We start from the raw sequence: 14,434 nt of genomic DNA, 5'->3' as shown, positions 1-14,434 counted from the left end.
CAATTCTTTGATCAGAACGGTTCGATGTCGTTGGCGTGCCCGCCACGTTGCAACATTGAATCGACGGTGGACGCAGTCTCCAACAGGCGCCGGTCCGTGTTCCTGCGGCCAATCAGCATCAATCCGACGGGTAGACCGTCGAGGGGTAAGGGAAGCGAAATCGAGGGGCAGTCAAGAAGATTGGCGATGCGAGGGTTGCGGAGGACAAGCCCATTGAGCTCATGAAATGTCGCATCGTCCTCAAGCGCCGACAAAAGCGGCGCGCGGATCGGTGTCGTTGGCAGAATGAGGACTTCGTTCGCAGCGAAGGACTGCTCGAAGGATTGTACGGCGGCGCGGCGAAGCCGCATCATGCGCACATAGTCGACAGCGAGGATGCCCTCACCCGCCTCGATGCGAACCCGGGTTTTCGGATCGACCCCATCGAGACTCTCAAGCCCGAGGCCGCGCAGCGTTGCGGCGACTTCGATGGATGGAAACGTTCCTATCCTATCGATCTGCGCAAGGTCGTCGAGAGCTGCGTCGATTGATCTCTCCGCAATCCGCACGCCGTAGGACCGCAGCCGCTGGATTGCGTGTTCGAACGCATTAACCACCTCCGGCTCACAGCGCTCAAAGATCCGACCGCGGGCAACGCTGAGAGAGAAGGTCCCGAGAGACGCGGGCCGCAGTCCTGACGGCGTTCGCTGTCCCGACAGCACCATGTCGGCGGCCGCGCAATCCGAAACGCTCAAGGCGATCGGGCCAATCGTGTCAAGACTCGATGACAGCGAGAAAGCGCCAACCGTCGGCACGAGACCGCTCGTCGGTTTGAAGCCGATCGCTCCCGATAGCGCCGCGGGGATCCTGATTGATCCACCGGTATCACTACCAATGGCGATCTCAGCCATGCCGTCGACCACCGACACCACGGCCCCCGACGACGAACCTCCGGGCGCACGGTTGCGGTCGCGCGGATTGCCTGGCACGCCGTCGTGCGGGTTCGTGCCAAGTGCGGAGAAGGCAAACTCGGTCATCTGGGTTTTGCCAACGATGATCGCACCCGCCGCGCGCAGATTCGCCACGACGGCAGAGTCACGAGCCGCGACTGGCAGGCGACGCAACACAGCGGAGCCCGCGCTTGTCACTGTGCCCGCAACGTCGAATAATGCCTTCACTGAGACGATGCGACCGTCAAGCGGTCCGCGCGTCGACCCGGCGGCGGCGCGCTGGTCTGCTGCCTCGGCCTCCCGCTGCGCACTGTCGGCAAAGATGGCGGTAAAGGACCTGCTGCCCTCCATCTCGAGCGACCGAATGCGGTCAAGTGTCAGCTCGAGCCGCGCGACGGCCGAAGGACTTGCATTGGCTCGCGTGTCTGTCATTGCTTCCGAACGGTTCTTGGGTGTGGCGATCAAGAGATGATCGGCAGCGCGGCAACTTCATAGCCATACGTGAGTGCACGATTGAGGACAGGGTCCTGCAGCTCCATCTCGAACCGCGTCCCCGGCCGAATGCCACCGATCGTGCCAGGCGTGCCGCAAAACATCAGCGTGCCGGCGGGCAGCGTGTCCGCGCCCGTGTGGCGGCGGATCAGATCGCGCGGTGTGCGCAGGGAGGAAACCGGGCTCTCCTGATAGAGCACGCGCTTTCCATCGATGGTGGCCCATGACCGCAGCATCAGTTGATCCCAATGCCCCTCGATATCGGGGTAGGACCAAAGCTGCGCGCCGACTGGCTTGCCGCAGAGTTGCTTCGACAGCGCGATGCCCGATGCCTCGGCCCTGCGATCGGTATGGTCGGATCCTATGCCAATCCAAAGCCCGTCGGCCATCGCGACCACGATCGGCTCCACTTCACCCGAGCTATCTTGGCCCAGCACGGTCAGGCTGGCTTCCTGCGTCAATATCTGCGCCGCAACGCGGTAGTAGAGCGGTGTCGTCGAGGGACGTGGAATGCCGAGCGCTGCGAGTTCTTCGATGTGATGTTCGATCGCCGCTGCGTCTCGGCCCGCCCACCCCGCGATGACGAGGGCATTGATCTCGACGCCGACATGGTCGGTCCGGTCTTTTGCGATGCGGTCAAACTGCAGCAACATGCGCTTCCCTATCCTTGGTCGATGTCGAGAGGATTTCGCCACGCTCGATCTGCAGCGTCCGATCGGCGATCCGGTCCAGCAACGCCGGCGACGATTCGGTGATCAGCAGGGCAAGCTCGGGGCGGCGCTTGCGCAACTCGCCGAGCGTGCGCGCATAGTCGAGCGCCAGCGCCGGGGCCAGGCCCTGGAACGGTTCATCGAGCAGCAACACCTTGCGCGCGACTGTCAGTGCACGGCCGAGCGCCACCATCTTGCCTTGCCCGCCGGAGACGCCGCCGGCCGGCCTTGCTCGCATGACATGCAATTCGGGAAGCAAGCCATAGACCTCGTCAAGCCTGTGCGCGATCTCCGCTCTGTCTAGCTTTAGCGCTAGACCCGGAAGGCGAATGTTCTCTTGCACGCTTAACTCGGGAATCAGGCGGCGATCCTCGGGCGCATAGCCGATCCCGGAGCGAGCACGATGATGGGCCGGCATGCGGCCGAGGTCATCCTCGTCGAGACGGATGGAACCGCCGTCGAGGTCGAGAAGACCCATGATCGCGCGTAGCGTCGTGGTCTTGCCCGCACCGTTGCGGCCGATCAGCACCGTCGTCCTGCTCTCGAGGATGTCGCAGCTGACCCCGCGCAGCACGCGAACGCCCTCAATCGATACGTTGACCCTGTCGAGGCTCAGCATCACGCCACCCCTACGACGCGTTCGCGAACCTGCACATTGCTGAACACTTCGTCGGGCCGCCCTTCGGCCATGATGTTACCGGAGTTCCAGACCAGGACGCGGCTCGCGTAGCGCGCGACCACGTCCATATCGTGCTCGACGAATAGCGCCGTGATCCGGCGCTGGCGTAACGCATTCATCAGCGCTTCCATCAGCGGGAACCGCTCCAGCGCGCTAACGCCACTGGTCGGCTCGTCCAGCAACAAGAGCCGTGGCTTGAGCGCCAGCGCGACCGCGATGTCCAAGAGCTTACGATGCCCCTCGGGCAAGGTGCTGCTGATCCGCTCAGCGTCGTCGGCAAGGCCAACCAGGCCGAGCAGCGCTTCCGCCTCCCCGCGCCGCGCGGCCGTCTCCAGCGGGCGGGCCGCGCTCCACAGGCCTTCGTTGGCCGCCAGCGCCAGCATCATATTCTCGATCACGCGCTGCGCCGAGAACAGCTGCGGAATCTGGAAGGCCCGCGCGACGCCGCGGCGCGCGATGGCGCGCGGCGAAAGCCGGGTGATATCTCGGCCGTCGAGCTGCACACTACCCGATCTCGGCCTGATATAGCCGGTACAGATGTTGAGCAGCGTCGTCTTGCCAGATCCGTTTGGTCCGATGATCGCGAGACACTCACCTTCGTGAATCGCGATGCTCACACCATCCGCGGCCTTGACCCCGTTGAAGCTGACGTGAAGATCCTTGGCCTCGAGAATAGGCTGCTTCATAGGCTCGACGCCTCCTTGCGCGAGAACAGCCCATAGAGTCCTTGCGGCATGAACATGATCGCGATGATCAGCGCCATGCCTACGATCAGATTCCAAGCGTCGGTCACGCTGGCTGCTACGCTATGAAGCAACTCCAGGAACAGTGCGCCAAGAAATGCGCCGGGCACGCCACCGATCCCGCCAAGCACTGCGATTAGCACGAGATGCCCGGACGCGGTCCAGAATGCTAAATCTGGCACAACACGACCGATCGCGAATCCCCCAATTGCGCCGCCGAGCCCGGCCAGTGCCGCCGAAATGACGTAGGCGACCAGGAGAACTGCCCAGACCGGAATCCCGAGATATTCAAGCCGGATTTCATTGGTATGGACGGCCGACAGCGCATGACCCAACGGGCTGTTCAGGTAGCGCTGAACAGCAAAGCCGACCAGCACCATCAGCATCAGGCTCAGATAGAACAGAACGCTCTTGAAGACAGGCTCGGCCATTGCGATGCCGAAGATACCGGGAATCGGGATGGGCATGCCGTCAGTCCCGCCGGTGACGCCGTAAAGCTTGGCGCACAGCGCGTAGAATACCATGGAGACGGCGAGATTCAGCATCGCGAAGAAGATCGCGCGATAGCGAACGAGGAACGAACCTGCCACGGCTCCCACTAGCGCGGCGGTCAGCACAGCGAGAACCAAGAGCACCCCGAAATCATTAACGCCAGCCCGTGCCAAAAATGCAACGCTATAGGCGCTCGCGGCAAAGAACATGGCATGACCGATCGAGATCAGTCCGCCGCGGAGGAGAACCGCAACACCGAGCGCCGCCAAGCCCTTGGCGATTGCAAGTGTCAGCACGAATTGCAACCATGGGGCAAAGATTGGAAGCACGGCGAGGGTGAGGATCGCGCCCGCAGTAAGGATTGTGCGCATCATATTCTCCGCACCGTCATCGATCCGAACAGGCCGTAAGGGCGGATCAGGAGAACGACCAACATTGCCAAATAGGGCGCGACCGCGTCCAGCGAAGGCGCCAGATAGATCGCGAGGACGCGTGCCAGGCCGACGATCAGCGAAGCCACTGCGGCGCCTTCGATCTGTCCGAGGCCACCGATCGCCGCCACCGCAAAGGCGAGCACCATAGTGTCAGCGCCAAGTCCCGGCGCGACGCCGGACGTGGGAGTCGCCAAGGCTCCTCCCAGCGCCGCAAGGAATACGCCGAGCGAGAAGGCCAGGATAAATATCTTGTTGGTGTCGATGCCAATCGACTGTGCCATCTCCCGATCGGTTACGACGGCCGTAACCAGGCGCCCGAGCCGAGTGTGGTTGATCAGCAGCCGCAGGCCGATCACGACCAGCAGGGCCATCGCAATCAACACGATCTGGTAATTCAGGTAGACGATCCCTCCAATGCTTGAAATGCCGAGCAATCGCATCGGTGTATCCTCGTAGAAGGATTGCACGCCAAAGATGATGCGCTGCAGATCTTCCAGAATGAGAAACAGCCCAAAGGTGACCAGGATCTGGACGGCTTCCGACTTCCCGTAGGTCCAGCGAACCAGGCTGCGCTCGATCAACGGACCGAAAATCGCCGCGACGAAGACGGCGCTGAAGAACAGCGCCGCAAACGACAGGCATGGGTTGAGCTGCCGGCTCGCAATGAACAAGCAGATCGACGCGGCGACATAACCTCCAATCGAATAGAGACTCCCGTGAGCTACGTTGAGGACGCGCAGCACACTGAACACCAAGGTCAGGCCAACTGCCGCGAAGAAGATTAACGCGGCGCTTGCAAGGCTATCCACTAACAAGGGAACGATCGCATTTGACATCGGCTTACGCCTCACGTGATAGGAGAAAGCAAGCGGGTGACCATCGTTGTTTAATTGTAGCTTCCCGGCTTAGGCAGTGTCTTCGTGAACTCCGGCGTCAGCGTCGAAATCCAAGCAAGTGGATCCTGACCGACCTGCGGCATCAGGCTATCGCCCTTGTAACGGACCATGTCGCCAATTACTGGGAACGGATACGCTGGCGTTTTCACAGTGACGCCGACAATCTGGTCGGCAAGCCCGTCATTGTCGGCGCGGGTTTGCACAGTGCCAGTCAGGGTCGCGACCTTGCTCCCCTGCATGGCGCTTGCGAGTTCTGATCGCGTCGGCCACTTGCCGCCATTCTTCAACATCGCGGCCTTATAGGCTTCCTTCACGTACACCAAGGTATTGGCCATCTTAATGGATGGGGAAACCGGATACTCTCCAAAGCGAGTCTTGTATGCTTCAGCAAATTTGGCGGTCTCGGGATTGGCCTTGGCATCCGGCGACATCCACCAGCCATCACCCAAAACACCAATAATCACACCGTCGGGCAACGGAACGCGTTGCAGCACAGTTTCGCCGACGGCGAGGATCACCTGGCTGGAGGTGAAAAGCCCGCGCGGTGCGGCCTGGCGCACGAAGTTTTCGAGATCCGCACCCCAGAGGTTGGAAAAGACGACATCCGGGCGCGCGGCAGTAAGGCGCGAAATTTCCGTCTGATAGTTTGGCGAGCCGAGTTTGGGATATAGTTCGGCGACGATCTCAACGTCGGGTTTCAACGCCTTCAGCGCTGCTGTGAAAATCTTGGCTGCGTCATGGCCAAAGGCGTAGTCCGGATTGATGATGGCAACCGTCTTCATGTTTGGCTTGCGCTCCAAAACATAGAGCGCGTAGGCGATGAATTCAGGTACGGTGTTGCCGTTCGGACGGAACATATATTTGCTTTTTCCGTCGACCAGAAGTTGGTGAGTGTCACAGTTCCAGGCTACGGTTGGAACCTCTAACTGTTCAGCGAGGGGGGCCAGCGCCAAGCAGTTAGCGCTCGACAACGCCGCAATTAGCACCTGATTCTTTGCCTCATCGGCCAAGCGCCGATATTCGGCTATGACGCCCTGCGTTCCTTGCCCTTCGTCGACATAGGTCGCACTCACCGGCACGCCCGCGATACCGCCTTCAGCATTGATCTGTTCGATCATTAGGTCGGCTGCATTTTTTCCTGGCAAGCCAAAGGCAGCTGCGGGACCAGATGTGAAGGTGAAGATACCCAGCCCGACCGAACTCGGCTTCTCCTGCGCCGCAACTGGAGTTGTCGCCACCACTCCGAACGCGAGTGCACCCGCGAGACCGTCGACCACCAGCCGAAGATTGGCCCGCGGTAGTCCGCGATCCAATCTGAAGAGCAAACGAAGTGACGACCCGCAACGCACAACTGCAATGGAAATATCTTTGAACACCATAACTGTTCTTCCCCTTGGTCGGCCAATGGACGTTGTTGGCGATTGCCAACCCGCATTAAACCGGATCAAAGTAGTGCATCTCCAAAAGCAGGCATCCGTTGACGGACTTGAACGGCCCATGCGGGGCGTGCGGTGGCCGACAGGCATAGGTGTTCGGTCGGAAACTCTCACCGCCCTCCCCCTTCTCGTCATTGCCGACGATCAGGTCACCCGAGACGAGATAGACCTCTTCCCAGTACTCGTGTGAGAATGGCGAGGTCGTGTAGGCACCCGGCGCGAAGCGCAGCAGCCGGGTGCGCGTTCCGCGCCGGTTGCCCTCGTCGAGTCCGCCCGCCAAGATCTTCTGCTGGATTCCCGCCGGGTAGCCGGCCGGCACTTCCCAACCGACGCTCATGTCGAGCGCGTGGAATTCGTCGTGCTTCTTGTTGACAGACATGTGTGGTCTCCGTGATTCAGGCGGCTTTGCTGGTGGATGAGACGCCATTGAGGTCGTAGGAATCGAGCATGCCCTGGACCAGCCGATCGGCGCCGGCCCAGTCATAGGTGCGATAGGAGTGTCCCTTGGTGACGAAGGTCGCGCCGGAGTAGAACATCTCGTATTGCTGATGACGCGATCCGAACTCGGAGCCCACGGCATCCCAGGCGAGCTTGTAGAACTTCACGCGATCATGTGAGTTGGCCTTCGGCGACTGCTGCGTTTTGCCGATCAACGCCGCAATGTCCGGGTTGGCAAAGTCGGCAACTGAGGAGGGCAGCATGATCATGCCGCCGCCGGCGAGTTCGCGCAGCGTGTTGAGCACATGCGCGTACAGTTGTTGCGTGAGCACCTGTGCGGAATAGAGCGTGTGCCGGTCCGGGATGAAATAAGGACCAACCTGTGTGCCTTTCGCCTCCATGGCCGCGACCAGCGCGTCCACCATGCCGGTCTCCGCCGCGAGTTGACCCAGCATCTCGCGCACCTGTGGGAACTGTGTGACGCCGTTCATCTCGGCGATCCGATGCGCCAGACCCGTCAGAAACTTCAGCTTCACGCTCAGCCGAACCATCGCCTGATAGTTCTGGTACACGTGACAAGGCGTGGCATGAAACTGCTTCTGACACATTTCTACATTACCTTCGACGAAGACGCGGTCCCACGGCACCTTCACGTCGTCGAAATAAAGAACGGAATCGTTCTCGTCGAACCGGCTGGACAGGGGATTGTCGAACACCGCGCCCGCCGCATCTTCGTACGATTTGCGTGACAGCATCTTGAGGCCCTTCGTACTCATCGGAATCGCGAAGGACATCGCGTAGCGTTCCTCACCTGGGCGCATCGGCTGGATGGTCGTGACGAAGACCTCGTCGGCAACGACGCCGCCGGTGGCCAGCATCTTGGCACCACGGATCGTAATGCCTTCGGCATCGCGATCGACGACGCCAGCGGTCAGGAACGGGTCCGCCTGTTCGGCCGCACCCTTCGAACGGTCCGCCTGCGGATTGATGATGACGTAGGTGAGGTAGAGATCGTTATCGCGCGCATGGTGGTAGTAGCTCTCGAGCGCGCCGGCGCGGGCCGGATCGTAGTCCTTGAAGACGTCCAACCCCATGTAGAGTCCGGAAATGCAGGATGCGACGTGATCCGGAGCGCGGCCCATGAAGCCTGCATGCAACGCAGCCCAAGCCTCAAGCGCCTTCCGTCGCTTGACGAGATCAGCGTAGGTCGCCGGCAGCTGCCAGATGCGGTTGGCACGCCCGGCGTCCGTCGTGAAAGTCATCAGATCCGCATTCTCGGAAGCGCCAGCAAAGTCGAACAGACCCGCCATCGAACCGGCGAGATTGCGGAAGGCATGGTGCGTTGTCACATCGCCGACCGACGCTCCGTTGATGTAGATGGTGCGGCCATCCTTCAGGCCTGACAAATATTCTTTTGCGCTACGCATCGCGGTTCCTCCGGTTCGAATTTAGTAATGAATGGGAAGCGGCCAGGTCGGCTCGCGCTCGGATTCATCGATGAGATCGCGATATCGACCACGAAAGAAGATCAGGGGTTTAGCGGCCTCAGGGCGGGTCGTGTGGCGGACGACGCGGACGACGAAGATGACGTGGTCGCCTCCGTCATAGTTCGCGTAGGTCGCGCATTCGAAATGGACCATCGCGCCTGAGATCAGCGGGGCCTCGGCATGACCGACCGATATCTTCACCTGGTCCCATTTGTCGGAGAGGGCGCGCGCAAACTGGTTGGAGATGCTTTCCTGGTCGCGCGCCAGGATGTTCACCGCAAAGCCCTTGGCATCGAGCATCGCAGGCAGGCTGCGCGCCTTGCGGTCGACACTGAAAAGAACGAGCGGCGGATCGAGTGAGACGGCGTTGAACGAACTCATGGTCACGCCGATAAGCTCTTCGCCCTTGCCGCGCGCGGTCACCACCGCAACGCCAGTGGCGAATTCGCCGAGCGCGCGCCTGAATGCACGGTCCTCCATGGGACAACCTCGCTGTCCTGCCCGATTTATAATTCTCAACTAGCTTTCTGCCAAAGCTATTTGAGGATGTCAAGCCCCTTGCTGCGGGGGCACATGCATGCTTTTTAGAGAAAACCAGCGAAATGCCGTTCGCGGGGGAGAATGACCGTGGTCGATGCGCTTTTGACAGCGTCGAAGCTTGAGCTGCTCGACAAAAATGGGGACCGCACGTTTCGCGGTCTCCTCTACGACTATTTCGCGTTCGGACGCAGCCTGGAATCCGCCCGTGAAACGTTCGCGAGCTTTGCCGGCCTGTCGCCCACCCAGTATCTGATCCTCATCGCAATCAAGAATTCGACGGCGGAGGAGCCGATGGGGGTCAATCAGGTCGCCGAAAGGCTGTATCTAAGCGGCGCCTTCGTTACCAACGAGATCAACAAGCTGGTTTCCGACGGCCTGATCCAGAAGACCCCCCATCCGGGCGATGGTCGGCGGGTACAACTTGCCCTCACCCAACACGGAGTGGATCAATTGATCAGCCTTGCCGCCCTGCAACGTCCAGTCAACGACGCGTTGTTTGGGGTGTTGACGCGCGAGGAGTTCAAAGTGTTGTCCCAGCTGCTGTCTCGTCTTGCTGCGAACGCCGATAGCGCGTTGAAGCTCGCCGAACATGTTCAAGCGACGCTCAAGTTTCAGGAGGATCAGCGGGCTTCCGGACCGAATTTGCCGACCTCCCGCAAAAAGCCGCGAGCGACGCTTGGTAACAGTCGGTAACGCCAATAGGGCGATTGATTAGCTAGTGAAGCCGTCGCTCAATGAGCTGCAGCAATGGTCCACCATTGAACCCCGGCAAGATTTGTACAGCCGTTGTACGGATTTCGCCGTGGGACGACTGTGTCGCTTTCCCAAAATTGCGGAAGTGCTTGCCGTAACAAGGCTTATTGTGCTGGAGCGGTGAAGAGCCCCGAGCGGAGCGGGGGAGGCGCTTAGCACCCATCGATTACACCATATAAAACGATGTCTTACGACACGATATCGAATCTTGTTGGAGGTTTCGCTGGACAAATTGTTGGACGCCTACAGCCCGACCATTATGCAAATGGCCCGTACGTTCCTACGTCAGCGCCTTATCGACGTGGTGCTCTCATCCGCCTTGAGATGACACGGGCCTTTGCTGTGGGAGCGTCTCGGAGGTCCTTGCCTTCTTGCCACCGCGATGTAGCAAGCCTTTTGGATGTATCGGCTCGTGCAGACTAGCCAACGAAGTAAGCGTCGGACCGTAATCCGCATGTTTAGAGTTCAGATGCAGGCCAGTTTCAGGACCACCACGTCGACCATGCCCGTGGCGCTTGCTTCAACACAGTCGGTCACTTGCGGATATCGCAAGAGCGAGCGCTTAGGTCAGCCATGGACCAGAAGCGGCAATCTGGGCTTGAAGCCGTCTCGCGGCAGAGCGATACATCTTATTCCCAACGGGCTTTGCACAATATTGTGACCCTTCATCAACAGCCCCGCGCGTAACGGGTCGATGAAGCCTGCGTACAGAGTGTAGCCTGTGATGCAGAAGATCGCAGCGCGACAACTAGAGGTGAGCGCTCTGATGAATGAAATGTTCAATATTGCCGAAAGAGGCACGGGATCTTATCGATTGCTGGGCATCCTGAGGTGGGTCATGGTTGTCATATTCGTGTCGTTCGGAATGCAGAAGTTTACACCCCAATCGGCACAAGGCATCGCGCAATTCATAACCAACAGCCCCTTCATTTCCTGGCTGTCCGTGCTCGGCTTGAGAGGCGAGGCTTACTTCTTGGGAGTTGCGGAGTTCGTTATTGCGGCGATGCTCGTAGCAGGCGCGTTCAGCCCACTTCTTTCAGCTTTGGGGTCGCTCCTCGGCGTGGTTACTTTCGCTATTACGTGGTCTTTCTTCTTTACGACACCCGGCGTCGTGAAGTGGAGCCTTTCGACCGATCCGATGGCCTGGAATTTGGCGGGAGAGTTCCTGTTCAAGGATATAGTTCTACTGTGCGTATGCGTAGTGCTATTTCTCGCGTCATTGCCGCGAACCTTGCGCTGACCGAAGTCCTTGAGGGCACGGGCGACACCTGTCCAGAATGCAACTAAGCAGCCTGCTCGGCGTCTGCCGAGACGCCGCCTTCGCGCTTCTTATTGATTAAATTCAACAGATGAGCCGCTGCCCTCGCGTCAGATAATGCTCGATGGTGATTCTCAAGCTCGATCCCGTAGATCGCGCACAGCTTCCCGAGTCCCTACAATTTTTGCCCGGGATATCGGCGACGCATTCCGACGCAAGCGCACAACTTCGGAAAACGAAAGCGCCGTTCGGGCCGTCCGTACTCGTATGACAGAAATTCGCGCTCATGGAGGATATCATGCGTCGACCGGCGGCCTACCCGGCACTGCAGACGCAGATTGAACAAGTGGTCCTCGGTGCCGTTAGTGAAGCTCACCTTCGGACGCGAGTGGAAGGCGCCACCTTCGGGCCGGAAATGATGATCGAGGCGCAAAACCGGCTAAAGGCCGCGGCAATCGACCATGCCGAGCAAATCGGACATCATGGATATGACTGCCTTGTTGGCGTGACGGGTCTCTTCACGAGCGAGTGCCGCGTTTGGTGGAGCGATCGCTTTGACCTCGTTTCGGGAGAGCCGGGATGAGCTTGCGCCTCGTGAAAACGCTTGCTGAAATGGAGAATCGCGACGAGTTGCATATGTCGCGACTTTTGATCCTTCTTCAAAGCGCCGACGTCAGAAAGAAGACGCCGGAAACGAAAGCCAAGGCGGTCGAGGGCATTACAAAACTCGCGAAGCTAGACTATTTGGTTCGTTATCCGACGAGCCTTGAGCGCGTGCTGTTGCGTTTGGATAAGGGCGCGGAAAAGGTACAAGTCCTTCCGCGCGAGCGGACATCGATCGAAGCCAAGATGATACGGTTTCGGTATGGTCCTTGGGATGCTCGCTATCGGCGTTGGCTTGGCCTCCTCCATGCGCGCGGTCTCGTCATGCTTGGCGTTACGGGCAATACGATTGAGATCGGCCTGACGGATAAGGGACGCGAGGTCGCGGCCCTACTTCGGCAAGATCCGCTCAACGTCGACGTCGCGCGCCGGAGCGACCTTACAGTTGCGGCTGTCGGTTCAATGAACGCGACGCGCCTTAAGGATTTTGTCTACGAAACGATACCTGAAATCATAGATATGAAATGGGGAGAGGCGCTCTCGCCATGAAATTTAACATTCCCGCGTTAAGTCTATCCTTTCGGCAAGAGGACGTCGTGCAGCGCTTCACCAATCTGTCCTACTTCTGGGGACAGATGGGCGCCGGAAAATCCAGCATCGCGAAGATGATCGACTATTGCCTTGGAGCGCGCGTGGAGCTTTCTCCTGCGATGCAGAGCGAGTTTGTTGCAGCTAGTCTTACCCTGGAGCTGCAGAATGGAGCCTTGACCATCGAGCGGGAGCGCGATGCCAATAACGTTCTTACTTCCTGGGGGAGCGGGGCGGACGCCATCCAATTAGTACTTCCCGCCAGAGTGGCCGCTGGCATCGCCCTTCCAGGAACAGAGGTAGAAACGCTCTCCGATCTCATTTTCCATCTGTCTGGGCTAACGCCTCCGCGAGTGCGGAAAAGCAAGAAGCGGGACGACTCGGACAGTGCACGGCTCTCGATCCGAGACCTCCTATGGTACTGTTATTTGGACCAAGACGAGATCGACAGTTCTTTCTTTCATCTGCAACGTGGCGGGGACACTTTCAAGCAGCTCAAAAGCCGCGATGTTTTGCGCTACATTATCGGTTTTCATGATGAACGTGTTGCCGAGCTTGAGGCGGAACTTGACCGGCTACGGGGTGAGCGCATTGGCATTGCTGCAACTATTGAGAGCTTGCGCCGAGCGCTCAAGCAAGTCGGGATCGAAACCGAGATAGAGATTCGAGCGCGCCAGAAGGTCTTAAGCGAACGAGATGCAGAGCTCCGTGATGAGATTTCGACGCTCCGGTCGCAACCCGACCTCGAGAAATTGACCGATCATGCTGCTGATCAGCTCCGCGACACGGCGCTTGAGCTCGGTAGAGCCATTGCCGAACTCGATGAAGCCGTGGCCGATCTTTCGGCCAGCGCGAATCGGGATCAGCGTCACCTCAATGAACTTGAGACTCTTTCGGTGCGCTTCAAGCGTTCTCGTTCGGCACGGGAGGTGCTCAGTGGCGTTCAATTCAACTCGTGCCCGCGTTGCACCCAGGCACTCCCGGAGCGTCACGCTCCGCTATGTCATGTCTGCGCTCAGCCCGACGTGAGCGAGGTTGCCGACCCGCAGGAAGCCGCACTGATCGAGAGAGACCTCAAACAGCGGATGGCGGAACTTAAAGACATCTTGCAACGTCACGACGCCGCCCTAGCCGCGAACCGAAGACAACGCGAAGAATTGGCCTTTCGCAAGCGTCGGATAGAGCACGAGCGCAACGAAGCGCTTGCACGCTACGACTCTGCCTACCTGTCGACCGTTTTGGCGAAGGAGCATGAGCGGGCGGCTATCGCGCAGAACATCGCAAATCTTGATAGCCTTGCTCGCTTCCCGCGGTTGCTCGACGAGCAAAGCGAGCAGCTCGGGAAAATCGTTGAACAGGAAACAAAGGTCCGCGTCGCCTTACGCGCTGCCAAGGCTGCTGCGGAAGAGGACGAGACCAACCTTGATGAGCTGAAGAGACTCTTTCTCGATTGCCTGTTACGGGCTGAAGTCCCGGGCATCTCTGCAAAGGATCAGGTGGTTATCTCGAAAGCAGATTTCTATCCCGTCATTCGTAGCGGTGGCATTGATGACGAAAGAGAGACGTCCTTCACGACGCTCAGCAGCGGCGGCAAGAAGACATTGTTCAAATGTTGCTTTGCAATAGCGCTTCATAGGCTCACGATGAAGCTCGGCGCGCCACTTCCGAATCTGCTGATCATCGACTCTCCGATGAAAAACATCAGCGAGAGGGAGAACAGACAGCAGTTTCACAGCTTCTATGACATGCTCTACGACTTGAGTACGAACGAGCTCAAAGCAACGCAGATTATTCTTATCGACAAGGAGTTTGCGGCTCCGGGTAAGGGGCTCGACGTCACCGTGATGGACCGACACATGAAACCGCTCGACCCCGAGAATCCGCCGTTGATTCCCTACTATCGCGGAAATTGAGCTCAAGATGAATTAGGAGCGGTTCTGAGCTTCACTGAAGCGA

At 59.1% G+C, this 14,434-nt stretch carries 15 protein-coding genes; 5 read left to right on the top strand and 10 right to left on the bottom strand.

The window, feature by feature from the left end; genetic code table 11:
- Positions 1-11: 11 nt before the first annotated feature.
- From ABIB90_RS12530 to ABIB90_RS12485, 10 genes are read right to left on the bottom strand one after another with little or no spacing between them, the layout of a single operon-like run.
- Entirely contained in the window at positions 12-1,394 is a 1,383-nt protein-coding gene (locus ABIB90_RS12530; RefSeq protein ID WP_354200754.1) for an amidase family protein, read from the bottom strand.
- A complete protein-coding gene (locus ABIB90_RS12525) occupies positions 1,391-2,074 on the bottom strand; it encodes a DUF2848 domain-containing protein (RefSeq protein WP_354160529.1) in 684 nt (227 codons plus the stop codon). The genes ABIB90_RS12530 and ABIB90_RS12525 overlap by 4 nt, the downstream gene beginning before the upstream one ends.
- The gene (locus ABIB90_RS12520; RefSeq protein ID WP_354160165.1) at positions 2,058-2,750 is read right to left on the bottom strand and encodes an ABC transporter ATP-binding protein; all 693 of its coding nucleotides are present in this window, start codon (positions 2,748-2,750) and stop codon (positions 2,058-2,060) included. The genes ABIB90_RS12525 and ABIB90_RS12520 overlap by 17 nt, the downstream gene beginning before the upstream one ends.
- Complete coding sequence (locus ABIB90_RS12515; RefSeq protein ID WP_354160163.1) at positions 2,750-3,496, bottom strand: ABC transporter ATP-binding protein; 747 nt, start codon at positions 3,494-3,496, stop codon at positions 2,750-2,752. The genes ABIB90_RS12520 and ABIB90_RS12515 overlap by 1 nt, the downstream gene beginning before the upstream one ends.
- A complete protein-coding gene (locus ABIB90_RS12510) occupies positions 3,493-4,416 on the bottom strand; it encodes a branched-chain amino acid ABC transporter permease (RefSeq protein ID WP_354200753.1) in 924 nt (307 codons plus the stop codon). The genes ABIB90_RS12515 and ABIB90_RS12510 overlap by 4 nt, the downstream gene beginning before the upstream one ends.
- Positions 4,416-5,315 (bottom strand): branched-chain amino acid ABC transporter permease, encoded by a 900-nt coding sequence (locus tag ABIB90_RS12505; protein ID WP_354200752.1) that lies wholly within the window; start codon positions 5,313-5,315, stop codon positions 4,416-4,418. The genes ABIB90_RS12510 and ABIB90_RS12505 overlap by 1 nt, the downstream gene beginning before the upstream one ends.
- A gap of 50 nt (positions 5,316-5,365) precedes the next feature.
- A complete protein-coding gene (locus ABIB90_RS12500) occupies positions 5,366-6,754 on the bottom strand; it encodes an ABC transporter substrate-binding protein (protein ID WP_354200751.1) in 1,389 nt (462 codons plus the stop codon).
- Between the two features lie 55 nt (positions 6,755-6,809).
- Positions 6,810-7,190, bottom strand: coding sequence for a cupin (locus ABIB90_RS12495; protein WP_354200750.1), 381 nt, complete (start codon positions 7,188-7,190; stop codon positions 6,810-6,812).
- Positions 7,191-7,206: 16 nt separating this feature from the next.
- On the bottom strand, positions 7,207-8,676 hold the full coding sequence (locus ABIB90_RS12490) for a 4-hydroxyphenylacetate 3-hydroxylase family protein (RefSeq protein WP_354160154.1): 1,470 nt from the start codon (positions 8,674-8,676) through the stop codon (positions 7,207-7,209).
- 21 nt (positions 8,677-8,697) lie between these two features.
- Entirely contained in the window at positions 8,698-9,216 is a 519-nt protein-coding gene (locus tag ABIB90_RS12485) for a flavin reductase family protein (protein WP_354160152.1), read from the bottom strand.
- 141 nt (positions 9,217-9,357) lie between these two features.
- Here ABIB90_RS12485 and ABIB90_RS12480 point away from each other — a divergent pair, with 141 nt between their 5' ends.
- The 5 genes from ABIB90_RS12480 to ABIB90_RS12460 all read left to right on the top strand — a co-directional run bounded on the left by ABIB90_RS12480 (position 9,358) and on the right by ABIB90_RS12460 (position 14,391).
- On the top strand, positions 9,358-9,969 hold the full coding sequence (locus ABIB90_RS12480) for a MarR family winged helix-turn-helix transcriptional regulator (RefSeq protein WP_354200749.1): 612 nt from the start codon (positions 9,358-9,360) through the stop codon (positions 9,967-9,969).
- An 826-nt stretch (positions 9,970-10,795) separates the two neighbouring features.
- Positions 10,796-11,269 (top strand): YkgB family protein, encoded by a 474-nt coding sequence (locus ABIB90_RS12475; RefSeq protein ID WP_354160527.1) that lies wholly within the window; start codon positions 10,796-10,798, stop codon positions 11,267-11,269.
- Positions 11,270-11,585: 316 nt separating this feature from the next.
- On the top strand, positions 11,586-11,870 hold the full coding sequence (locus tag ABIB90_RS12470; RefSeq protein WP_354160148.1) for a hypothetical protein: 285 nt from the start codon (positions 11,586-11,588) through the stop codon (positions 11,868-11,870).
- Positions 11,867-12,439, top strand: a complete 573-nt coding sequence (locus ABIB90_RS12465) for a hypothetical protein (RefSeq protein ID WP_354160146.1) — start codon at positions 11,867-11,869, stop codon at positions 12,437-12,439. The genes ABIB90_RS12470 and ABIB90_RS12465 overlap by 4 nt, the downstream gene beginning before the upstream one ends.
- Positions 12,436-14,391, top strand: a complete 1,956-nt coding sequence (locus tag ABIB90_RS12460; RefSeq protein WP_354160144.1) for a hypothetical protein — start codon at positions 12,436-12,438, stop codon at positions 14,389-14,391. Before ABIB90_RS12465 ends, ABIB90_RS12460 begins: the two co-directional genes overlap by 4 nt.
- Positions 14,392-14,434 lie beyond the last annotated feature (43 nt).

Source organism: Bradyrhizobium sp. JR4.1, assembly GCF_040548605.1.
GTDB lineage: Bacteria > Pseudomonadota > Alphaproteobacteria > Rhizobiales > Xanthobacteraceae > Bradyrhizobium > Bradyrhizobium canariense.
This window is presented reverse-complemented; position numbering and strand designations above follow the sequence as displayed.